Annotated in this window: 20 protein-coding genes; all 20 read left to right on the top strand. The window is 43.4% G+C overall.

The window, feature by feature from the left end:
• Window positions 1-4: 4 nt before the first annotated feature.
• The 20 genes from HUU58_10575 (at window position 5) to HUU58_10480 (ending at window position 23,173) form a co-directional block, all read left to right on the top strand.
• Window positions 5-1,327, top strand: coding sequence for a nucleotide sugar dehydrogenase (locus HUU58_10575; protein NUN46115.1), 1,323 nt, complete (start codon window positions 5-7; stop codon window positions 1,325-1,327).
• Between the two features lie 7 nt (window positions 1,328-1,334).
• Entirely contained in the window at window positions 1,335-2,426 is a 1,092-nt protein-coding gene (wecB, locus tag HUU58_10570; GenBank protein ID NUN46114.1) for a UDP-N-acetylglucosamine 2-epimerase (non-hydrolyzing), read from the top strand.
• Window positions 2,423-4,063 carry an SLBB domain-containing protein gene (locus tag HUU58_10565; protein NUN46113.1) on the top strand — a complete coding sequence of 547 codons (1,641 nt, stop codon included), beginning with the start codon at window positions 2,423-2,425 and terminating at the stop codon, window positions 4,061-4,063. The genes wecB and HUU58_10565 overlap by 4 nt, the downstream gene beginning before the upstream one ends.
• Window positions 4,064-4,066: 3 nt before the next feature.
• Entirely contained in the window at window positions 4,067-5,050 is a 984-nt protein-coding gene (locus tag HUU58_10560) for a Gfo/Idh/MocA family oxidoreductase (GenBank protein NUN46112.1), read from the top strand.
• The gene (locus HUU58_10555; protein ID NUN46111.1) at window positions 5,043-5,630 is read left to right on the top strand and encodes an N-acetyltransferase; all 588 of its coding nucleotides are present in this window, start codon (window positions 5,043-5,045) and stop codon (window positions 5,628-5,630) included. The genes HUU58_10560 and HUU58_10555 overlap by 8 nt, the downstream gene beginning before the upstream one ends.
• Window positions 5,630-6,796 carry a DegT/DnrJ/EryC1/StrS family aminotransferase gene (locus HUU58_10550; GenBank protein NUN46110.1) on the top strand — a complete coding sequence of 389 codons (1,167 nt, stop codon included), beginning with the start codon at window positions 5,630-5,632 and terminating at the stop codon, window positions 6,794-6,796. The genes HUU58_10555 and HUU58_10550 overlap by 1 nt, the downstream gene beginning before the upstream one ends.
• A 1-nt stretch (window position 6,797) precedes the next feature.
• Window positions 6,798-7,571 (top strand): glucose-1-phosphate cytidylyltransferase, encoded by a 774-nt coding sequence (rfbF, locus tag HUU58_10545; protein NUN46109.1) that lies wholly within the window; start codon window positions 6,798-6,800, stop codon window positions 7,569-7,571.
• A complete protein-coding gene (gene rfbG / locus HUU58_10540; GenBank protein NUN46108.1) occupies window positions 7,556-8,647 on the top strand; it encodes a CDP-glucose 4,6-dehydratase in 1,092 nt (363 codons plus the stop codon). The genes rfbF and rfbG overlap by 16 nt, the downstream gene beginning before the upstream one ends.
• Before the next feature lie 56 nt (window positions 8,648-8,703).
• Window positions 8,704-10,059, top strand: coding sequence for a lipopolysaccharide biosynthesis protein RfbH (gene rfbH, locus HUU58_10535; protein NUN46107.1), 1,356 nt, complete (start codon window positions 8,704-8,706; stop codon window positions 10,057-10,059).
• Window positions 10,059-11,102, top strand: a complete 1,044-nt coding sequence (locus tag HUU58_10530; GenBank protein ID NUN46106.1) for an NAD-dependent epimerase/dehydratase family protein — start codon at window positions 10,059-10,061, stop codon at window positions 11,100-11,102. Before rfbH ends, HUU58_10530 begins: the two co-directional genes overlap by 1 nt.
• Window positions 11,099-12,025 (top strand): FkbM family methyltransferase, encoded by a 927-nt coding sequence (locus tag HUU58_10525; protein ID NUN46105.1) that lies wholly within the window; start codon window positions 11,099-11,101, stop codon window positions 12,023-12,025. The genes HUU58_10530 and HUU58_10525 overlap by 4 nt, the downstream gene beginning before the upstream one ends.
• Window positions 12,019-12,828 carry a transketolase gene (locus HUU58_10520; protein NUN46104.1) on the top strand — a complete coding sequence of 270 codons (810 nt, stop codon included), beginning with the start codon at window positions 12,019-12,021 and terminating at the stop codon, window positions 12,826-12,828. The genes HUU58_10525 and HUU58_10520 overlap by 7 nt, the downstream gene beginning before the upstream one ends.
• Entirely contained in the window at window positions 12,828-13,730 is a 903-nt protein-coding gene (locus HUU58_10515) for a transketolase (GenBank protein NUN46103.1), read from the top strand. The genes HUU58_10520 and HUU58_10515 overlap by 1 nt, the downstream gene beginning before the upstream one ends.
• Before the next feature lie 10 nt (window positions 13,731-13,740).
• Entirely contained in the window at window positions 13,741-15,051 is a 1,311-nt protein-coding gene (locus HUU58_10510) for an oligosaccharide flippase family protein (protein NUN46102.1), read from the top strand.
• A complete protein-coding gene (locus HUU58_10505; GenBank protein ID NUN46101.1) occupies window positions 15,051-16,172 on the top strand; it encodes a glycosyltransferase family 2 protein in 1,122 nt (373 codons plus the stop codon). Before HUU58_10510 ends, HUU58_10505 begins: the two co-directional genes overlap by 1 nt.
• 24 nt (window positions 16,173-16,196) lie before the next feature.
• Entirely contained in the window at window positions 16,197-18,062 is a 1,866-nt protein-coding gene (asnB, locus tag HUU58_10500; GenBank protein ID NUN46100.1) for an asparagine synthase (glutamine-hydrolyzing), read from the top strand.
• A gap of 734 nt (window positions 18,063-18,796) precedes the next feature.
• On the top strand, window positions 18,797-20,080 hold the full coding sequence (locus HUU58_10495) for a hypothetical protein (GenBank protein NUN46099.1): 1,284 nt from the start codon (window positions 18,797-18,799) through the stop codon (window positions 20,078-20,080).
• Window positions 20,081-20,143: 63 nt separating this feature from the next.
• Window positions 20,144-21,193 (top strand): GDP-mannose 4,6-dehydratase, encoded by a 1,050-nt coding sequence (gene gmd / locus HUU58_10490; protein NUN46098.1) that lies wholly within the window; start codon window positions 20,144-20,146, stop codon window positions 21,191-21,193.
• Window position 21,194: 1 nt separating this feature from the next.
• Complete coding sequence (locus HUU58_10485) at window positions 21,195-22,136, top strand: GDP-L-fucose synthase (GenBank protein NUN46097.1); 942 nt, start codon at window positions 21,195-21,197, stop codon at window positions 22,134-22,136.
• A gap of 89 nt (window positions 22,137-22,225) precedes the next feature.
• Complete coding sequence (locus tag HUU58_10480; GenBank protein NUN46096.1) at window positions 22,226-23,173, top strand: SDR family oxidoreductase; 948 nt, start codon at window positions 22,226-22,228, stop codon at window positions 23,171-23,173.
• The last annotated feature ends 4 nt before the right edge of the window (window positions 23,174-23,177 follow it).

The raw sequence follows: 23,177 nt of genomic DNA, 5'->3' as shown, positions 1-23,177 counted from the left end.
CCACGTGAATCTAGAGAGTAAAATAAAAAATAAATCGGCCAAAGTGGGTATCATCGGATTAGGTTATGTGGGATTGCCTTTGGCTGTTGAATTCGCTGCCTCCGGTTACGACACCTTGGGTATTGATCTTGATTCTAAAAAAGTAAAAAGTATCAATGATGGCCATAACTATATCGAAGATATACCCAATGATCGTTTCCAAAAATGCTATCAATCGGGTAAGTTAAAAGCCGATACTACCTATCAGCGTATCGGCGAAATGGACATCATCTATATATGTGTACCGACGCCCTTCACGGATAATAAAGAGCCCGATGTTTCGTATATCGTCAGTGCCAGCGAAGGAATTGCAAGCGGGCTTCGTAAAGAGCAGCTTGTTATTCTTAAAAGCACTACGTTTCCGGAGACCACGGAAAAAGTAACGATGCCGATTCTTGATAAAAAAGGTCTGAAAGTCGGTGCCGATTATTATCTCGCATTTTCGCCGGAACGCATTGATCCCGGCAATAAAAAATATACAACAGCCAATACCCCGGTCGTGGTCGGGGGTGTGACTTCGAAGTGTACCGAACTGGCTTGTCTCATCAATGCTCAGATCATAGAAAAAGTAGTACCCGTATCCAATCCTCGGGTTGCCGAAATGTGCAAACTGCTCGAAAATATTTTTCGCAGTGTAAATATTGCCCTTGTTAATGAGTTGGCACAACTCTGCGATCGCATGGGCGGTGTGGACATGTGGGAAGTAATAAATGCGGCCGGTACAAAACCTTTTGGTTATATGCCGTTTTACCCGGGCCCTGGTATCGGAGGACATTGCATTCTTATTGATCCCTATTATTTGTCATGGAAAGCACGCGGCTACGATTTTCATACCAACTTTATCGAATTGGCTGCGGAGGTCAATGAGAATATGCCCTATTATGCCTATTCGATGATCGTAGAAGCTTTGGCCAATCGCGGTGTTGCGCTTAAAAAAGCTAAAGTATTGGTTCTCGGTGCGGCCTTCAAAAAGGATGTGGATGATACACGGCATTCACCATCGCTGAAAGTGATGGAAATCATGATTCAGAAAGGGTTTAGCGATGTGATGTACAATGATCCGTATGTTCCTGAAGTTGAACTTTTGGGTAAAGTTTATAAATCACACGTGATCAGCACGGAGCTTTTGAAGTCCGTTGATGTTGTGTTTGTCGGAACGGATCACTCGCGCTATGATTATAATGAAATAGTCTCCCACGCCGCCAGTGTTGTGGATTCCCGTAATGCAACCAAATCCGTGACGCATGGGCGCGATAAAATAGCTGTACTCGGCTCCGGTAAGGTATAAATCAACGATGAAACTGCTCTGTATCGCCGGTGCGCGTCCTAATTTTATGAAAATTGCTCCCATTTTAAGAGCGATTAAGAATTATCCGCAGATCACATCAAAGCTTATTCATACGGGTCAGCATTATGATGCGATCATGTCGGATATTTTTTTTAAAGAATTGCAAATGCCCGATCCGGATATTCATATGGGAGTTGGTGGTGGATCGCATGCGCAACAGACTGCGGATCTGATGCTGAAGTTTGATTCCATTTTGGTAAACGAAAAACCCGATTATGTGTTGGTGGTGGGAGATGTGAATTCGACGATGGCGTGTGCTGTAACAGCTTCCAAACTTCATGTGCCTGTTATTCATGTTGAAGCCGGATTACGAAGTTTTGATCGTACGATGCCGGAGGAAATCAATCGTTTGGTAACCGATGCCATTTCGGATTATCTGTTCACTACCGAGTCATCGGCTAATCAAAATCTCAAGAATGAGGGTAAACAAGAAAATCAGATTTTCTTCGCCGGCAATGTGATGATTGATTCGCTTACATTTGCATTACCCAAGATTGAGGCGTCGGATATTCTCCAGCGCATGAATCTAAAGGAAAAAGAATTTGTCCTTGTCACACTGCATCGTCCGGCGAACGTGGATTCCGAGGAAAATTTACGGTCTATGCTTGGTCTATTGGAGTTTATAGCGGGTTATATGCCGGTTGTTTTCCCCGTTCATCCAAGGACCAAAACCAAACTTACGCAATATGGGATGGATCATAAAGTCAAGTTGAACGAACGAATTCGATTGATTGAGCCGCTCGGGTATTTTGATTTTATTGCATTGATGCGTTCCTCTGTTGCCGCCGTTACCGATTCCGGCGGTGTGCAAGAAGAAACAACGTTTTTGGGTGTACCATGTCTTACCATGCGCGCCAATACCGAAAGGCCGGTTACTTTGGATGTCGGTACTAATACGTTGGTAGGACAAGATCGGGATGCGTTGAAATCGTGTATGGAAGCCGTATTGAACCGTAGCTACAAAAAAGGAAATATTCCGGCTCTATGGGATGGTATGGCGGCGGAGCGTATTGCCGAAAAACTGAAGGATCTTGTATGAAAAAGCATTTATTCTTAACAATGATTTCAGCTCTGATTCTTTCGGCGATGACGGATACCACAGTATTGGCGCAACAGGATCGATCTAAAATCAAAGAGGAATTAGAAAAGGATAACTCTTCCGGTGACCCGGACGATGTTTTATTCCCTGAAAAATCCAATAATATTCTTGAGACGGTTGTAGATCCAAAACAATACTATGTTGGTCCCGGGGATCAGTTTTTAGTTTCGATTTGGGGGCAGGTCAATCAAAACTTCAGAACCGTTGTATCGCCCGAAGGTTTTTTGATTGTTCCTACCGTAAAAGCGATAGATGTTAAAAACCTCAATTTGGCCGAAGTACAAGAGCGTGTAGGAAAAAGTATCAGAACTGTGTATACCAATGCCGAGGTGACGATCAACCTGGTTTCACTTCGCTCTTTTCGCGTGCCCGTAGGGGGTATGTGTAATAATCCGAGTTCGGTAGTGGTCTCAGGAACAGAACGGGTATCGACAGCCATTGCGAAAGCGGGCGGTTTAAACGGAAAGGCATCGCAAAGAAATATTATTCTGTATCGTAAGGACGGTACATCGCAGAGTGTTGATTTTATAAAACGCGGCCGAAATTTAGATTTGGATTCGGATCCATTACTTAACGACGGTGACCGTATATTTGTACCTGCTCAATATGCAAGTTATCAGATTTTGGGTGCTGTAGCAAGTCATGGTACGATGGAATACGTGGCGAATGAGAATATCATCGATGCTATTCGATTGGCCGGTGGTTTAGTGCAGGGGATTGACTCATCCATTTTCATCATGTACCGTATGGCCAAGGATACAGGCCGAGAGGTAATACGCATTACGCGCGATTTGCGTGAAGTGTATCAAAATCCAGAGGATACCACGATCAATCTGCGTCTCAAACCGGATGATCGTATTTATTTCCGAAAACACGCGCAGTATCATGATCGGGCTGATGTAGCTATCCAAGGTGAAGTGATGTATCCTGGATCCTATGCCATTATCGAAGATAAAACGACCGTTTCGGATGTGATTAAAAGGGCTGGTGGTTTTACGCCGTATGTATCATTGGATCGCATTTCCATTTATCGCAGTCCCGCAAAAGAGGATATCGATCAAGAATATGAACGTCTGAAATTGACACCGGTGTCCGAGATGAACGACATTGAAAAGTCTTACTTCAAAGCCAAAACACGTCAACAAAAACCCGTCGTACAAACAGATTTTAAAAAACTATTTGCCGACGAAAAAGTGAATCCGGAGTATGATGTTATTTTAAAGCGCGGTGATTATATTGATGTATCATCTATCCGGCGAACCGTGACCGTTGTTGGTGGTGCGTTGTTATCAGGTATTGTAGATTTTGATCACGGCAAAGATTACCGATATTATATTGACAAGTGCGGCGGATTTACGGATAGAGCAAAAAAAGGTGATATTAAAATCATCAAAACAGCGTCACAGAAATGGCTGGATGCCGATGATGATGTACTGATCGAAGACGGCGATGTGATTTTTGTTCCGGAAAAAGAACCGGTAGATGGTTGGCAGATATTTAAAGATGCGCTGACTATAACGGGTCAACTGGCGGCCATCACATCAACCATTATACTTATATATTTTACTGTAAAATAAATTATGGATTATTCAAAAGTAAAATTAGGTATTATCGGTTGTGGAAATTGGGGACTCAATCATGTGCGTACCGCCCATGGGTTATTAGGAAGTAATCTTTTATTAACGGCGGATGCCAAACCCGACGCCATCCAAAGAGTACATACAGTTTCACCGAAAATTCCATTTACATCAGATATTCATTCGCTCATCGCGCATTCGAATATCAATGCCGTAGTGATTGCAACGCCGGCCGAAACCCATTTTGATCTTGCTAAACGATGTATCGAAAACGGCAAACATGTACTGATCGAAAAACCAATCACGCTAATTTCTGAACATACTGTTGAACTTTTGAGTTTAGCTCAAAAATATGATGTAAAAATCATGGTAGGGCATGTGCTTTTGTATCATCCGGCGGTTTTGAAGTTGAAACAGATGATGGATGAAGGGTATATCGGCAAACTTCAGTATATTTACAGTAATCGGCTCAATCTCGGCGCTATTCGCAGCGAAGAAAATAGTCTTTGGAGTTTTGCACCGCATGATATTTCGATAGTTCAATATTTGATAGGAAAAAATCCGGAAACGATTGAGGCCAAAGGCGCGGCGTTCGTACAAAAAAACGTCGAAGATTCGACCATCACGTACCTCACCTATCCCGGTAACATTCATGTGCATGTTTTTGTGAGTTGGCTTCACCCTTTTAAAGAACAAAGACTGGTTGTCATCGGTGATAAGGGAATGATCGTGTTTGAAGATTCGCTCAAAACAGATAAGTTAAAATTTTATAAAAAAGGCTTTCAGCAAAGTAACGGAAAAATCGAGAAATTTGAGGTAGACTTTGAGGTGATTCCGTTTGATGCCGCACAACCATTAAGTGAAGAACATCGTCATTTTTATGATTGCCTCCTGCACGGCAAAACACCGCGTACGGACGGCGAACATGCGCTGGAAGTGCTTCGGATATTGGAAAAAGCACAAGAAAGGATCACGCAACATGTCTGAAAAAAATTATTTTGTTCATCCCTTGGCCGTCGTGGATGACAACGTCGAAATCGGCGAAGGTACTAAAGTTTGGCATTTTTCGCATATCCAAACCGGCGCTCGTATCGGAAAAAAATGTGTTTTTGGTCAAAACGTAAATGTAGCCAATCATGTAAAAGTAGGTAATTTTTGCAAAGTACAAAATAATGTGTCCATCTACGAAGGGGTGGAGCTTGAAGATTATGTGTTCTGCGGACCTTCGATGGTTTTTACGAATATTCTTGATCCGCGCTGCAAGTATCCGCAAGTCGGTGCAGAGTTTTACATCAAAACCTTAGTAAAAGAAGGTGCTTCGTTAGGCGCAAACTCAACCATCGTATGCGGTCATACCGTCGGACGTAGTGCCCTTGTCGGTGCCGGTGCGGTGGTTACCAAAGACGTTCCCGATTTTGCGCTGGTCGTCGGTAATCCGGCGCGTATCGTCGGTTGGGTCAGCGAGGCCGGTAAGAAGTTAAATTTTGATGCGCAGAGTTTCGCGTATTGCGAAAAATCCAAGAAAAAATATAAATTTGAAAACGGTTTGGTAAAGGAATTAGAATAATGGCTGTACCTCTTTTAGACCTCAAAGCACAATATCGTGCTCATAAATCGGAGATTGATGAAGCCATGTTGCGCGTTGCCGAATCGCAGCATTTTATTATGGGCCCGGAAGTTGAAAAATTAGAGAAATCTTTGTGTACTTATCTGGAATGCAAACATGCGATTGCAGTTTCTTCCGGGACGGATGCGTTATTGGTAGCGCTGATGGCGCTCGATATTCAGCCCGGCGATGAAGTAATCGTGCCGACGTATTCTTTTTTTGCCACTGCCGGCGTGGTTGCCCGACTGCATGCAAAACCGGTTTTTGTTGATTCGGATCCGCTGACTTTTAATATCCGTGCATCTGACATTGAAAAAAAGATCACTGCCAAAACACGCGTTATCATGCCGGTGCACCTTTTCGGACAAAGCTCCGACATGGGAGCGATCATGGCGGTTGCAAAAAAACATAATCTCAAAGTCATCGAAGACGGTGCGCAGGCGATCGGCGTACAATACAGCGATGGAAAAAAAGTCGGAAATTTTGGCGACATTGGTTGCTTTTCTTTTTTCCCTAGTAAGAACCTCGGATGCTTTGGAGACGGAGGCCTTGTGACGACCAATGATGATGCCCTCGGTGAAAAGCTGCGCGTCCTGCGTGTGCATGGCGGTAAACCAAAATATTATCACAAGATGATCGGCGGTAATTTTCGCCTTGATGCGATTCAGGCCGCTGTGCTTAACGTAAAACTTCCGCATCTAGACAACTGGAGCCAACGGCGTCGTGAAAATGCCGATCTGTATACCCAACTTTTTATTGCAGCCGGAGTGGCTGAAGCAGAAGGTAAGATAACTTACGACAGCAAAAATAAAGTACTGCTTCCCAAAGCCGTATACCGCACGTCCGGAGCGAAAAACCACCATATCTATAATCAATATGTAATACGAGTAGAAAAACGTGATGCATTGCGCAAATATCTAACCGATAAACAAATCGGCAACGAAGTGTATTACCCGGTGCCGTTTCATCGTCAGGAATGTTTTGGTTATCTCGGTGAAAAAGATACCGATTTTCCCAATGCCAATGCCCAAGCGGAACAATCGCTTGCCGTGCCGATTTATCCTGAGCTTACGAAAGACCAGATTTCGGAAGTAGTCAACGCCATAACTGAATTCGTGAAAGCTTGATATGAAAGTTGTCATTTTAGCCGGCGGTTACGGTACGCGCATCAGTGAAGAGTCGCACTTAAAACCGAAACCGATGATTGAAATCGGAGGTAAACCGATTTTATGGCACATCATGAAAATCTACTCCAGTTACGGGTACAATGATTTTGTGATATGTCTTGGCTATAAGGGCTATGTGATCAAAGAATATTTTGCCAATTATTTTTTACACGAATCGGATGTCACGTTTGATTTTCGTGCGCACAATGCGCCTGTCATTCACACACATACGGCAGAACCGTGGCGTGTGACGTTGGTGGATACCGGGCTGGATACCATGACCGGCGGACGCATCCGACGCGTTGCTTCCTATCTTGATGGCGAGCGTTTTTTTCTGACTTACGGCGACGGAGTGGCCGATGTGGATATCCGTAAACTTCTGTCATTCCATATGGCGCATGGCAAACCGGCGACAGTGACGGCGATACAGCCGAGCGGGAGATTTGGCGCCATGGCTATGGATGCATCCGGAATGGTGCAGAGTTTTCAGGAAAAACCCAAAGGCGACGGAGCTTGGGTGAATGCCGGTTTTTTTATTTTTGAAAACAGTGTTTTGCAATTACTCAAAGACGATCAAACAGTATTGGAACGTGAACCGTTAGAAACCTTAGCCCGCTCCCAATCGCTTGTTGCATTCAAACATGACAGGTTTTGGCAGCCGATGGATACATTGCGTGATAAGAATATGCTCGACGAACTTTTACGTGAAAAACGCGCACCATGGGTGACCTGGTGAAAAACAATTTTTCCGACATCTATCGCGGTAAACGCGTTTTGGTTACAGGCGATACCGGTTTCAAAGGATCTTGGCTCAGTATTTGGTTGCATACCCTTGGCGCCGAGGTTTACGGGTTTGCTCTCGCTCCGAAAACCAATAACGATAATTTCGTACGATGTGATTTACAAAATAAAATACATCACCGCGATGGTGATATTCGCGATCCGCACGCATTGGTGGATTATGTTAAAGAAGTTCGACCCGATATCGCATTTCATCTTGCCGCCCAAGCGTTGGTACTGGACAGTTATCGCGATCCTGCAGAGACATTTGAAACCAACGTGGTGGGCACGGTTCGTTTTTTTGAAGCGGTGCGCGCAACACCATCCGTTCGTGCAGCAATCAATGTAACCAGCGATAAGTGTTATCAAAACAACGAGTGGGTGTGGGGTTATCGTGAAAACGACCCCATGGGAGGTGTCGACCCTTATAGCGCTTCCAAAGGTGCATCGGAACTGATCACGGCTTCATATACGCGATCTTTTTTTTCGAACGAAGGAACGTGCACCGTCGCTAGTGCGCGTGCCGGCAACGTAATCGGCGGAGGGGATTGGGCCGAGAATCGCATCGTTCCTGATTTTTTCAGGGCGGCGCAAAAAAATCAAACACTGATACTGCGAAACCCCAACGCAGTTCGTCCGTGGCAATTCGTTCTTGAGCCGTTGCGCGGCTATCTTACGTTGGGGGAGAAATTATTGCTCCACGGTAAAACATACTCCGGCGGATGGAATTTTGGACCGGCAATGCATCATGCGTGCTCGGTACAGGAACTTATCCTCGCGCTGATTTCCAAAACGGGTTTCGGACGATTTGAAACCGCTGCGGTAAAACAAAATGAACACGAAGCCTACATGTTGCGTTTAGATATTTCCAAGGCGGTTTCACAATTGTCGTGGAAACCGGCTTTATCACTGGAACAAACTATCGCATTGACAGCCCAAGGCTATCACGACGATGCATCCACTGGTTCGCTTTGGGATGCACGTAAAAAACAACTTGATGAATATCTAAGCTTGTCATTCCACGCGATCTGAAGATTTGATTTTTTAACTTTGAGCGCGACTCCGAAAACGAGAATAAAATAAACGACATGGATCAAAACGTAAAAGCCGCGGCGGAAAAGCTTCGGCTCGAAATTTTAGAAAAGACGGCCGAGTATTACCGTTTGACGCACGGTCAAAAAAAGGAATTTGTGCCCGGTCAATCCGCTATATCGTACGCGGGACGTGTGTTTGATGAAAAAGAAATGCAACATGCCGTAGATGCAAGTCTTGAGTTTTGGCTTACATCCGGACATTTTTCAAAGGAGTTTGAAAGCAAGCTTGCCAAAAAACTCGGCGTGAAGCACGCCATGTTGTGTAACTCCGGTTCGTCGGCCAACCTTTTGGCGTTTATGAGTCTGACTTCTCCGTTACTGGAAGATCGTCGGATTCGTAAAGGCGACGAAGTTATAACCGTAGCGGCCGGTTTTCCGACGACGGTTGCTCCGATGTTGCAGTTTGGCGCCGTACCTGTTTTTCTGGATGTGCATACCGAAACAGCGAATATCGATACGCGGGCATTGGAAGCGGCGTACAGCCCAAAAACGAAAGCAGTCATGATCGCTCATACGCTCGGCAATCCTTTTGATCTGGATGCCGTGACGACGTTTTGTAAAAAATATAATCTCTGGCTCGTAGAAGATAATTGCGATGCGCTGGGTTCGGAATATCGGGGCCGGTGGACAGGAACATTCGGTGATGTCGCGACAAGTAGCTTTTATCCGCCGCACCATATTACGATGGGCGAAGGCGGTGCCGTGTACACCCATAAAAGTATTCTCAAGCGCAGTATTGAATCGTTTCGTGATTGGGGTCGTGACTGCTGGTGCGATTCCGGAAAAGATAATACGTGTGGTAAACGGTTTGATTGGGAACTCGGAACGTTGCCGTGTGGTTATGATCATAAATACACGTACCGTCATCTAGGTTACAATCTTAAAGCTACGGATATTCAAGCCGCAATAGGTTGCGTGCAATTAGACAGACTTGAGGATTTTGCCGCTAGACGACGTGCAAATTGGAATTATCTGAAAAACGGTTTAGCGGAGTTCTCGGATATTTTTATTTTACCTGAAGCCACACCCAATGCCAATCCGAGTTGGTTTGGTTTTCTCATCAGTCTTCGCAGCGAAAGCGGTATTTCTCGTCCCGAGTTGATCCGCTATCTTGAAAACAAAAAAATTCAAACACGCATGTTGTTTGGCGGCAATCTTATACGCCAACCTTTTTTTGATGCTTTCCGAGAACAGCCGGGTTCTTACCGCGTTGTAGGTGAATTGACCAATACGGATCATATCATGAATAACGGGTTTTGGTTGGGGGTGTATCCTGGTTTAACGACGCCGATGTTAGATTATATGATCGACGCTATCCGTTCATTTCTCCGACAAGATACGGCTTCGTGATGCATTCAATAATACGCGAAGACATCGCGCATATTATTTCTGCGCCGCTGCCTTGGGATGTACTCCGTGGAAAAACGGTTCTTATCAGTGGGGCCAATGGTTTTCTACCGGCGTACATGGTAGAAACGTTATTAGGGCTCAATGATCATTTGGGTATGAACATTCATGTGATCGGGATTGTACGGTCTGAAGAACGTGCACGTCAGAGGTTTGCACATCATGCCGGACGTAACGATTTTAAGTTACACGTAGCCGATGTAACACGGTTGGTATTTCGCTCTGATACGCCGGTTCATTTTGTAGTACATGCCGCAAGCCAAGCCTCGCCAAAATATTATGGTATAGATCCGGTGGGTACTTTGACGGCCAATACGACCGGCACGCAAAACATGCTTGAGGTAGCGCGTCAATCCCAAAGCGAACGATTTTTGTACTTTAGCAGCAGCGAAGTATATGGTCAACTGGAAGCGCGCCAAATACCGACCAATGAGATGCAGCTTGGTTGTTTGGATAGCATGGCCCTGCGTTCATGTTATGCGGAAAGCAAAAGGCTTGGCGAAACAATGTGCGTTGCATGGTCTCACCAGTATGGTCTTCCCACGGTGATCGTTCGACCGTTTCACACCTATGGGCCCGGCATGGCGCTGGATGACGGGCGTATTTTTGCGGATTTGGTTGCAGATATTGTTAATGGAAATAATATTGTACTTCGCAGTAGCGGTGCTGCAACGCGCTCCTTTTGTTATCTTCGCGATGCGGTTATCGGTTTTTTTACGGTGATGCTCCACGGAAAAACGACCGAAGCTTATAATGTAGGTAACCCTGAATGTGAAATCAGTATTCGAGGATTGGCGGAAAAATTAGTAACACTGTTTCCGGAAAAAAAATTATCAGTGATTTTGGATATCCCGCCGCAAAATGGCTATATTCCCAGCGCCGTACAACGCAGTGTTCCGGATATTACCAAAATAAAGAGCTTAGGTTGGCAACCGACGACAACTGTCGAAGAGGGTTTTACACGAACGATTAAGTCCTATACATGAAAATTACAGACATTCAAAATCAATACCGTTCCGGTGCGATTAAAAAATCGGAATACATACAAGCAATGTATGAGAAACATAATCAGCTTTTCGAATACACGGATTTACTCCGGCACACGGATATCGAAAATATCACGATCACGTCGCATGGTATAGTATGGACTACGCGTCCGCACGGACTTCGTTGGTTAACCCCAAAAGCCGACAAACGCAGTGCGCCGTTTGAAATTCTTAATTTTGCGCAGTATGAACCAGAGTATTTTTCAATGATGTGTCGTTTGTTGGAACCGGGTATGTCGGTTTTTGACATTGGCGCTAATATTGGCTGGTATTCACTAAATTTTTCTAAGGTCGTTTCCGATTTACATGTTTGGGCGTTTGAGCCGGTACCCGGAACGTATCGGGAGCTGGAAAATAATATTCAGTTAAATGCAGCCATGCGTATTAAGCCGCATAATCTCGGCTTATCCGATCGCACAGGAAAACTTACGTTTTTTGTCGACCCGGAACTTTCGACTAGTGCATCGGCGGTTAATATAACCGAAGCCGCTAATGCGCACGAAACGGAATGCGCGCTGGAAACGATGGATAATTTTTGTGAACAGTATGGTGCGAAGCCGGACTTTATCAAATGCGATGTGGAAGGCGCGGAATTGATGGTCTATCGCGGAGGGAAAAACACGCTGCAAACCCATAAGCCGATCGTATGTACGGAAATGTTGCGTAAGTGGGCGGCTAAGTACAATTATCATCCTAATGACATCATTACTTTTTTTAAGGAAATGGGATACTATTGTTTTTTAATTCAAAATGATTATCTCGCACCGGTAACCGTCGTAGACGAAACGACCGTTGAAACCAATTTTATTTTTCTGCATCGTGAACGGCACGCCAATAAAATCAAGACTTGGGTGAAATCGTGACCACGGATGAAGTAAAAGCATTCAGCAAAGCGATTCGGATTGAAGCGTTAAAAATGGTTCATGCTTCGAATTCGTCGCACCTTGGCGGCGCTTTTTCTATGGCGGATATTTTAGCTGTTTTATACGGCGGCGTGATGAATGTCAATCCCAAAAACCCGCGGTGGCCTGACCGGGATCGTTTTCTTCTCAGTAAAGGGCACGCGTGCTCTGCTTTATATGCAGCGCTTGCGTTGCGCGGTTTTTTTGACATGTCACAACTTACTTCCTTTGCGCAAAATGGAAGTTTTTTTACTTCGCATGCCAATCACCACATCCCGGGCGTAGAATTGTCCACGGGGAGTTTGGGACACGCGTTATCGTTTGGCTGCGGGCTGGCGTTGGCTGCCAAACGACGCGGGCAAGCGTGGCGTATTTTTGCGCTCCTTAGCGACGGAGAGTTGGATGAAGGATCCAATTGGGAAGCGTTGCTGTTTGCACCGCACCATCATCTGAATAACATGGTGGTGATCGTAGATCATAATAAAATACAAAGCCTTGGTCATGTGAATGAAGTACTTGACTTGGGGCCTTTGTCGGAAAAGTTCAAATCCTTTGGATGGTATGTGACCGTAACGGATGGTCATGATCATGCTGCGTTATCGGCGGCGATAACGAAAAAAACAGATGATAAGCCGCATATCATTATTGCTGAGACAGTCAAAGGCAAGGGTGTTGATTTTATGGAAGAAAAATTGCTTTGGCACTATCGTACACCTGACGCTGAACAATTCCGTAATGCGCTGGAACAACTGGAGCATTCGTAATGCGTACGGCCTTTATTCAGCAACTGATGAGCGAAGCAAAACGTGATGAGCGCGTCTTTTTGCTGGTAGGTGATCTTGGCTATTCGGTGGTTGAGCCGTTTGCCGAGTCGTTTCCTGATCGGTTTCTCAATATCGGTGTGGCCGAACAAAATATGGCCGGTATTGCCGCAGGTTTGGCCAAAGAAGGATATATTCCGTTCATTTATTCGATTGGTAATTTTCCCACGTTGCGATGCTTGGAGCAGATACGCTACGATATTTGTTACCATGCGCTTGGCGTAAAAATCGTATCGGTCGGTGGCGGATTTGCATACGGTGCGCTTGGGGCTTCACATCATGGAACGGAAGATTTAGGAATTTTACGTACGCTTCCGGGCATGATTGTTACGGCGCCGGGTGATCCTCAGGAAGCCCGCCTCATCACGACCCATGCCGTTCAAACCGATGCACCGATGTATATTCGACTTGGAAAAGCCGGCGAACCGGCTGTACATCCCGGAAATATCGTATTCGCAGCCGGTAAAATGATTCCTGTTTGCCACGGAAAAAATACAGTCGTGTTAACAACAGGTGCCATGCTTCGTTACGCGTCGGATTTTATTCGTCATAATAATTTGCTTTGGGGTTTGTATAGTGTGCCGTATATCAAACCCATTGACAACACGACTATTGAGCTGTTGGCACACTCGTACGAACGAATCATAACGCTCGAAGAACATCAGCGTAGTGCCGGTTTAGGTTCGGCCGTACTCGAAGCTTTGCATGATTGCCGTGAAAAGAAAAAGTCCATGCCGATACCGTTTGTACATCGCATTGCAATTCCCGATCAGTTTATACAAATCGCCGGATCGCAAGATTATCTCCGACAATCCTGCGGACTCGTATTGTCGGAATACATATAACGCAATTATCATGTCCGCTCCTCCATCATCCATTCCTATGACGCTGCGCCAATTGACGGAGCGCATTAAACAAAGTGGTTACCTCAAAAATGTGTCCCGATTGTCTATTGGAACGATCATCGGCCAGGCAATCGCTGTTCTTTTATTGCCAATCGTAACACGGCTTTATGATTCAGCGGATTACGGGATCGCCGCAACACTCAATGCTATGGTGATGATTGCGTCTTCCACGATCATGCTCCGTATGGACTCGGCAATCGTCTTGGCGGACTCCGATGAACAGGCTGCAAAGATCATTCAATTTTGTGGGCAACTGATTTTGGGTTTCGCGATAGTGATCGCTATCAGTGCGCTGGTGTTTTTTGGTTTGGCGTTGGATTTGGGGTTTTTTCCCAAAGGCGGGCCGTTATATTTTTGGTTGCCGGTGTGGATTGTTTTAGGCGCGGGTAATATCCTTCTCGCGAGCTGGGCCAATCGTCATGCAGCGTATAAGGTATTGAGTTTCTCGCGAGCTTTGCCGCCGCTGTTGGCGTTTATTGTCATGCTGTCAATGTATTCGTGGCAAGGTTCGACGATCACGGGTTTGGTATTGGGGCATATATCGGCGGCCATCACATTATACATCACGATTTTTTTTGGATTGCGGCACGAAGGAAAGCCTATACGTCATCTTGCTATTGATCGGATGGAAATTCGAAATTTGCTAAAACGATTCAAACAGTTTCCGACGTATGGTTTGCTGATGACGTTTCTTGATCAACTGACGGCGTCATTACCTTTATTGATATTCACGGCATCGTTCAGTCCTCATGATGCGGCCTGTTTTGCGTTGGCAACCAATGTGCTTCGTTTGCCCAGTACGGTGATTGGACAAGGTGTGGCACAAGTTTTTTATGAAATGTCAGCCAAACTAAGTGAGGATGCGGCACTTTTGCGTTCGTTTGTGATCAATAACATTAAGTTTCTGTCCTTTTTTTCGCTCCCGTTTTTGATTATCATTGTGACCGCCGGTCCTTGGTTATTCGAATGGATTTTTGGTGCCGCGTGGAGGGATGCCGGCGAATACGCCCGGTACCTTGTGATAGCGATTGCAGTAAACCTTGTCGCGTCACCCGTAAGCATGATTTCGTCGGTGATTCGCAAGCAGCGTACGCATTTTGTTATTTCACTTCTAAGTTTTGCGATACGTGCGGCCATGATCGGTATCGGTGTGACCTCCGGCTCGGCTTATACCGCCGTAATCTTATACAGCATCGGTGAAGCGATGATGTTGATTGTTTTTTTGATTTGGGTTGTTCGTTCGGTAAGGATACGTGCATAATGAAAAATAATATAATTCTCTCTATCGGTGTACCGACATGGAATCGCTCCGGATTTCTGAAAGCACTGCTTGAGAGTATTATACATCAAGCCGAAAAATTTGATTTTACCCAGTCCGTCGAAATTATCGTTTCGGATAATTGTTCTACGGATGATACCGGTGTTGTCGTAAAGGCGATGAGCGCACAAACAAATGTAGCGATTCGTTATGTACGCAATTCGGAAAATATCGGTGCCATCCGAAATATGATACAAACGTTTCATCAAAGCCGTGGACAGTTTTGGATGGCATTTGGTGATGACGATATTCTGGCTGAAGATATGCTTCCTGAAATCATGCATCATCTGACAACGCGGGAAGATTTTTCTGTAGTGATGTTTGATCAATGGAAACTCATAGGGCACGAAAGCCTTATGACGTTGGAATCGGCCGCCGAGCACTATTTTTATTATATGGGTAATGCCGGTGTTTTTGCGATTCGCACCGAACATGCTCGGCAGGGGTTAAAACCGGGTGATGATGCATTGATCGCACAGTCGTATTGGCCGCAAACGCATATTGCTTTTTTAGCCATGAAAAGCGGTAATTTATCCAAACCGTTTCTTTCGTTGCCGTTGATCAGTTCGTATTCGCCCAACCATACCGAGAATACGTTATATTCCGGGTGGTATCTGTGGGAAACAGGGATTCGTTCATTGCAGCACGTCGCATTGATTTTAAAGCCTGAATTAGGGACGTCATTTTTTCGTGCTGTTTGCCGACATTTATTTTGGACCCGGCGGCTTTTTTTTTATTTAAAAAATATCATGCTATATACTGCGTTTTTTGACAGTCCCCGCCAGATCCGTCTTTTGCGTGAAAATGCGCGGCGTCATTTGCGAACAATCTCTATGTGTAACGGATTGGCATTAGTGATGTTTTTTGTCTTGATCGAGTTGCCGGCTTCGGTTAAACGAGTATTGTACAGTGTTGTATTTGTGATGCTCAAACCCCGGCAGTGGTCGCACGTCAAACGTGATATATTGGCGAAAAAAGCAATTCACGAACGCGCGCATGCCGCGGAAAACGAAAAAGGAGTGCCGCGAAGTTATGATCGTGACGTCCAGCCAGAAGCAAGTTAATCACAAAACGGAGTATTTTCAGCGATGTGCGGAATAGCGGCGCTTATCAATACGAAGCCGACGGACGGTGCGCTGATTCAGCGTATGACCGATATTGTTTCATATCGCGGACCGGACGGTGACGGGCATAATGGTTTTGATGGGAATCGTGTGTGGCTCGGCCAACGTCGTCTTGCTATCATAGATCTCAGCAACGCAGGCCGTGAGCCGATGAGTTATAAAAATGAACGTTATTGGATCACGTATAACGGGGAAGTATATAATTACATCGAATTGCGTCGTGAGCTGGAGGCGGTAGGATATGTGTTTGCATCCAAAACGGATACGGAAGTGGTCCTTGCGGCGTACGATTATTGGGGAACGGAATGCCTTCATCGTTTCAATGGTATGTGGGCGTTTGTTCTTTATGATACGCTGACCAAACGTACTTTTGCTGCGCGGGATCGTTTTGGTGTTAAGCCCCTGTATTATTATCAAACAACGGATGGAGGATTTGCATTCGCCAGCGAAATCAAGCAGTTCTCCGTTTTGCCGGGGTGGCGATATTCGATGAATGGACAACGCGTAGCCGATTTTTTGGGTTATGCGATTTCTGATCATACAGATGAAACCATGTACGACGGGGTTTTGCAGCTTCGCGGAGGAGAGTGCGCGGAGATCACGTACGAGGGGCAAAACGTACGATTGGAAAAACGTCGTTGGTATTCGTTTCCGGATACACAGTTTGACGGTACGTATGAGGATGCGACAAAACAGTTTTTAAATATTTTTACGGATGCGGTACGTTTGCGGTTGCGCTCCGATGTGCCGGTAGGCTCGTGTCTCTCCGGCGGATTGGATTCGTCCTCGATTGTTTGTTTGTTGCATGACATGCTATCCACGCAGAGTACGACAGTATTACAAAAAACTTTTTCAGCGTATGCGCGGGAGAAGGCTTACGATGAAAGCCGTTATGCGGAAGAAGTGATTCGTGCCATTCGTGTCGAAGCGCATCATGTTTATCCGGATTTTGAAACGCTGTTTGATACGTTGGATACCTTGCTCTGGCATCAGGACGAACCGTTTGGTTCAGCGAGTATCTACGCGCAATGGCATGTTTTTCGATTGGCCAAATCCGGCGGTGTAACGGTGATGCTGGACGGTCAGGGTTCGGATGAGCAGTTGGCCGGTTACTATCCGTTTTATGGGACGCGTTTAGCGGAGCTCATGGTACGCGGGCGCTGGATTCGGTTAGTTCGTGAAATACAAAAAACTATCCGCGAAGGTCATGTCAACCGCGGTGCTGTCTTACGGCGATTGATAGGAGCGCTTATACCTAACGCATGGATGCCGTTCATGCCGTCGGATAGCCAATCGTCCAATGATTGGTTTGACATGGAAAAACTCGGAGCACGTTCAATACATTGGCGGCAACAATATGGAGAATTTAAACCGGATGTAAATACAGCGCTTCGCGTTCAATTGACACGTACCAATTTACCGATGCTATTGCATTGGGAGGATCGTAATTCGATGGCGCATTCTATCGAAGCGCGGGTTCCCTTTTTGGATTATCGGTTGGTGGAATTTACCTTATCGTTGCCATCCGATCATAAAATTTCGGATGCAACGACCAAACGTGTATTGCGTGACAGTATGAGAGGTTACGTGCCGGACGGTATCATTCAACGTCGTGACAAGATGGGTTTTGTAACGCCGGAAGAGCATTGGGTTCGTACACACCCGGATGCATTTCGCAAGCAACTGAGTTCTTCGATTGAGCGTTCGGGGGGGGTAATACGATCTTCGCTAAGGGATGATTTTGATGCCATGATTGCCGGTAAAAAGGCTTACGACGGGCGATATTGGCGGGGGATTGTGTTTGGAAAGTGGGTGAGAAATTTACTGTGAAATCTAGTTGAAATAGTCGTGATTTTAATTGCTATCTTAAACGATTAAGCTATTCAAAGTAAATCTACTTGTTATAGGTGCTTACACTGTCATCTCTATCATTCGTGAAACGGCAAAATTTCAATTCTACTAACCAAATAGATTTGCATGAAGGTATTACTGTGATTTTTAAGATTAAGAGACGTTGTATCTTGCGTATCAATCTGGATCGTTGAAATGCAACGGTGTATCCTACAGTTAAAATCAAATTACTATAATATATGAAAACGCATAAATGCTAAAGGACGATTATTCTACTTATATACTAAATGAATCAAAACGTGTTGAAAATTTTAACGCCCATACTATAACAAATGACTAACCGTAGCCAAAAGCAATCGACTGAAATTCTATTTTTAAAAGCGTAAGTGACTTTCAAATCGCTAAGATATTCAGAAATTTCTGTTATCTCTGTTTGTTTTTACTCTAGCACGAGAACTCAGTCGAAAATATTGTAGCTTAAATTCGCAATTAATATCGTAAAGGTAAGTTTAGAATTACTGAGAAATATGATCATAAAAGATATAGAAAATGGTCTGTTCAAGAAGCCATAAAACGACGTCGAATATCTCTAAATATTAGATGATTTTTAATTTTTAGCAAACTTGAAAAACATTGTTTGTGAGATAGAATTTTTGTAAACTTGCCACACTTTTGGCAAGATGTAATACGATGTTTATTACGTCAAAAACTATTTGAGTGATAATACACGCTATACAAATAATATTATTTTAGAATCTTTTCGTAATATGACTAATGAGAAAGATAGCATAATTGGTGGTTTTGAAAGGGAAGCCGATAATGGTGATACAAAGCCTGTGTTTCAAATAGTATGGATACTCTACGTTTTTGTTAAATGGAAGACCCTAATCATAACTACTGTGTTTACTGTAATGGTAATAACAGCTGGATTGAGTTTGTTGTCAGATAAATGGTACGAATCAACCGCCGTCGTTCTTTTACCGGAGAAAACAGGTTCTGCATTAGACGCCCTATCATCAAGCGGAGGTAGCCTTAGCGGCATTGGAGTAAGCATATTAGGCGGCGGAGTGACAAATGTTTCTCGATATATGGCAATTCTAAACAGTAGGAGGTTACGCGAAGATTTAATTGGTAAGTATGATCTGCTGAATGCGTATAAGATTGAAAAAATGGATGACATGCTTAAGGTTTTAGAAAAAGATATAAATGCCGAAGCGGATAAAAAACTAGGCACAATAAATATCACTTTTCGTTATTTCAACGACCCTCAAAAAACGGCCGATATTGCAAATTATATTGTTTTAAAATTGGATGAGATAAATCGGGAACTGGCAACGGAACAAGCAAGATTTACTAGGCAATTTATCGAAAATCGATACCAACAAGCTAAGAAGGATCTGCAAATTTCAGAAGATTCGTTGAATTTTTTTCAAAAAAAATTTGGAGTGATTTCGATTCCGGAACAAACCAAAGCCGGAATAGAAGCAGCTGCTAAGCTTCAAGCTGAGATGGTATCGACTGAAATTGATTATAATATCAAGAAAAAAACTTTAGGGAAAAATCACCCAAATTTGATGATTTTAGAGTCACAGATGGAAGAGTTGCGAAAGACGCAAAAACAATTAGATCGGGGGGGAGTTGATTTGGGGATATTTATCCCATTTAAAGAAACACCCGATCTGGCATTGAGATATCTAAGATTGTATCGTGATGTTCAAATTAATGGAAAAATATTGGAATTTTTGATTCCGCAGTTTGAGCAAGCTAAAATTCAGGAGGCTAAAGATACTCCAACCCTATTGGTGCTAGACAAAGCAATGCCTGCGGATTATTCATTTAAACCAAGAAAAAAAATAATTACATTAGTGTCGGGATTGATAGCGGGAGTTGTAGTCTTGTTTTTACTTTATTTCAAAGAATACATGTGGAAATCTCTGATCGACAATAAGCAGTTTCAATTGATTCTTGGGTTATTTACACAAAGAAAGTTTAAATAGTTTATGTATAAAGGTAGATGACTTCGAAATGGGATTAACCTGAAAAGATTAAAGAGAGTTTTTGTGAAGCATAGCAAAGTAAAAACAGCGTTAATTACAGGTGTTACCGGGCAAGACGGCTCATATTTAGCTGAACTCCTTTTGAAAAAAGGGTATAATGTTCATGGTGTTATTCGTCGCAGCAGTTCATTCAACACCGGAAGGATTGATCATCTATATAATGATTCAAACCTTATTGGAAAACGATTCTTTCTCCACTACGGCGACGTTACAGATACCAGTAACATCAACAGGCTTTTGGAAAAAATTCAACCAAATGAGATATATAATCTTGCAGCTCAGAGCCACGTAAAAGTCTCATTCGAGGTTCCGGAATATACTTCCGAGGTAGATGCCATTGGAACACTACGTTTTCTTGATGCTATTCGTGAAACTGGAATCGAGACTAAGTTCTATCAAGCATCCACAAGCGAACTTTATGGGAAAGTAATTGAAATTCCTCAAGATGAAAATACTCCGTTTTATCCCAGAAGTCCATATGGTGTCTCTAAAATTTATGGCTATTGGATAGTTATTAATTATCGTGAAGCATACAACATTTTTGCATGCAACGGTATTTTGTTTAATCACGAATCGCCACGGCGCGGAGAGACTTTTGTTTCCCGTAAGATTACTATGGCTGCAGCAAGAATTAAGCTTGGTTTACAGGATAAACTTGTTTTAGGGAATTTAGATGCGCAACGAGATTGGGGCTATGCTCCGGAATATGTTGAGGGGATGTGGCGTATGCTTCAACGAGATGTTGCAGAGGAGTTTGTTTTGGCGACTGGCGAGACCCACAAAGTGAGGGAGTTTGTTGATGTTGCCTTTAATGAACTTGGAATGAATTTGATTTGGGATGGTCAAGGTATCAATGAAAAAGCTTATTGGAATGATAAAAATATAGTAGAAGTGGATGTGAAATATTTTCGACCAACCGAAGTTGATATTTTAGTTGGAAATCCAATAAAGGCTAAACAAAAACTGAATTGGGAGGCCGGAACAAAATTTCATGATCTTGCACGATTAATGGTCAAGTCAGATTATGAACTTGTGAAAAAACGGGGACTTTAAATTGCAAAAAGATTCAAAGATATATATAGCGGGGCACGAAGGTTTGGTAGGTTCAGCTATTCTTCGCACATTGGGTAGGCAAGGGTTTATGAACTTATTGTTTCGCACGCGCGCAGAACTTGATCTTGGGCATCAACAAAATGTTAGAGCTTTTTTTGAAGCAGAAAAGCCTGAATATGTATTCGTTGCTGCTGCTAAAGTTGGTGGTATACAGGCCAATAATTCCTATCCCGCTGAATTTATCTATCAAAATTTAGTTATTCAAAACAACATCATTCACTCTTCATATACTACCAATGTTAAAAAGCTTTGTTTCCTAGGGAGTTCTTGTATCTATCCGAAACATGCTGCACGACCGATAAAAGAAGAGTATCTGCTTACGGGGTCGTTGGAGCAAACTAACCAGCCGTATGCCATTGCAAAGATTGCCGGAATTGAGTTGATCAAATCTTATAATAGACAATATGGCACCAAATATATATCTGTGATGCCGACCAATCTATATGGTCCAAACGATAATTTTGATCTGCAAAATTCACATGTAATGCCGGCATTGATCAGAAAATTTGTTGAAGGTCAGTCAAATAAAACAAACACTGTAACCCTTTGGGGATCAGGTAAACCTCGGCGTGAATTTTTGTACGTTGATGATTTAGCGGATGCCTGCGTATATCTGATGGAGAATTATGAGGACAATGAAATCCTAAATATTGGAACTGGCGAAGATATTACGATTCTTGAATTGGCAGAAATGATAAAAAAAGAAGTTGGATTTACTGGAAAGTTGGATTTTGATCTCACTAAACCGGACGGGACAACACAAAAACTTCTCGATGTTTCAAAGATCCATTCGTTGGGCTGGAAACACAAAGTTGATTTACAAGAAGGTATCCGGAAAACAATAGACTGGTTTAGGAATTTTCAAAAAAAACTGGGTGTTTGAAATATTTGTTTTACTCATTGTAATTAATTTAGTTGTAAAACAGGTTGTGATATAGCTCTTGAGCTGATGACACTTTAAGAAAAGAATTTATGAAGTATTTAGTTACCGGAGGAGCCGGGTTTATAGGTTCCAATATTGTAGAGGGATTGGTAAAACGTGGTGACTCTGTGCGCGTGCTTGATAATTTTTCTACAGGCAAAAGGAGTAACTTATTGCCTTTTTTAGAACAAATCGAACTGATAGAAGGAGATATTCGTAGTTACCATATCGTACGTGAGGCTGTTAGTGAAATAGATGTTGTTTTGCATCAAGCAGCCTTGCCATCTGTTCCGAGGTCGATTAGAGATCCTATAACGACAAATGAAGTGAATGTTGCAGGAACCTTGAATATTCTTGATGCTGCAAAAGAAGCAAAAGTGAAAAGAGTTGTTTTTGCATCGTCTTCTTCTGTTTATGGGGATAATCCTGAGTTACCGAAACACGAAGGCTTACAAGTTAATCCTTTATCGCCGTATGCAGTATCGAAATTAGGGGGGGAGTACTATTGTAAGGTATTCTCGCAACTTTATGGTTTAGAAACAGTTTGCTTACGTTATTTCAATGTATTTGGCCCCAAGCAAGATCCGGATTCACAGTATTCAGCTGTGATTCCAATTTTCATAGCTGCCATAGTGAATGATAAACAACCTTTAATATATGGAGATGGCAATCAAAGTAGAGATTTTACTTTTGTTGCAAATGTTGTACAAGCTAATATACTTGCGGCCACTATTGATTGCCCTTCGGGGATTGCTGTGAATTGTGCGTGCCATGAACAAACTACACTTAATCAATTAGTAAAAGCCATTAATGAAATCTTGGGAAAGGATATAGCACCTTTGTATCACCCCGAACGTGCTGGAGATATAAAACACTCATTTGCTGATATTTCTTCTGCTGAAAAAGAATTAGGTTTCAAACCGGCTGTTAATTTTGAAGCTGGGTTAAAACAAACAATTGAATGGTTTACTAATTCTTACAACTCAAAAGTGAAATAGAATA

The sequence above is a fragment of the bacterium genome, assembly GCA_013360215.1.
Lineage (GTDB): Bacteria > CLD3 > CLD3 > SB21 > SB21 > JABWCP01.
This window is presented reverse-complemented; position numbering and strand designations above follow the sequence as displayed.

Bases quoted from the DNA above. Each gene is read 5' to 3' on its own strand.
- HUU58_10550 (NUN46110.1), top strand. From the start codon at position 5,630: ATGGCTGTACCTCTTTTAGACCTCAAAGCACAATATCGTGCTCATAAA.
- HUU58_10565 (NUN46113.1), top strand. From the start codon at position 2,423: ATGAAAAAGCATTTATTCTTAACAATGATTTCAGCTCTGATTCTTTCG.
- HUU58_10480 (NUN46096.1), top strand. From the start codon at position 22,226: ATGAAGTATTTAGTTACCGGAGGAGCCGGGTTTATAGGTTCCAATATT.
- wecB (NUN46114.1), top strand. From the start codon at position 1,335: ATGAAACTGCTCTGTATCGCCGGTGCGCGTCCTAATTTTATGAAAATT.
- HUU58_10560 (NUN46112.1), top strand. From the start codon at position 4,067: ATGGATTATTCAAAAGTAAAATTAGGTATTATCGGTTGTGGAAATTGG.
- rfbF (NUN46109.1), top strand. From the start codon at position 6,798: ATGAAAGTTGTCATTTTAGCCGGCGGTTACGGTACGCGCATCAGTGAA.
- HUU58_10510 (NUN46102.1), top strand. From the start codon at position 13,741: ATGTCCGCTCCTCCATCATCCATTCCTATGACGCTGCGCCAATTGACG.
- HUU58_10515 (NUN46103.1), top strand. From the start codon at position 12,828: ATGCGTACGGCCTTTATTCAGCAACTGATGAGCGAAGCAAAACGTGAT.
- rfbH (NUN46107.1), top strand. From the start codon at position 8,704: ATGGATCAAAACGTAAAAGCCGCGGCGGAAAAGCTTCGGCTCGAAATT.
- asnB (NUN46100.1), top strand. From the start codon at position 16,197: ATGTGCGGAATAGCGGCGCTTATCAATACGAAGCCGACGGACGGTGCG.
- HUU58_10505 (NUN46101.1), top strand. From the start codon at position 15,051: ATGAAAAATAATATAATTCTCTCTATCGGTGTACCGACATGGAATCGC.
- rfbG (NUN46108.1), top strand. From the start codon at position 7,556: ATGGGTGACCTGGTGAAAAACAATTTTTCCGACATCTATCGCGGTAAA.
- HUU58_10525 (NUN46105.1), top strand. From the start codon at position 11,099: ATGAAAATTACAGACATTCAAAATCAATACCGTTCCGGTGCGATTAAA.
- HUU58_10530 (NUN46106.1), top strand. From the start codon at position 10,059: ATGCATTCAATAATACGCGAAGACATCGCGCATATTATTTCTGCGCCG.
- HUU58_10555 (NUN46111.1), top strand. From the start codon at position 5,043: ATGTCTGAAAAAAATTATTTTGTTCATCCCTTGGCCGTCGTGGATGAC.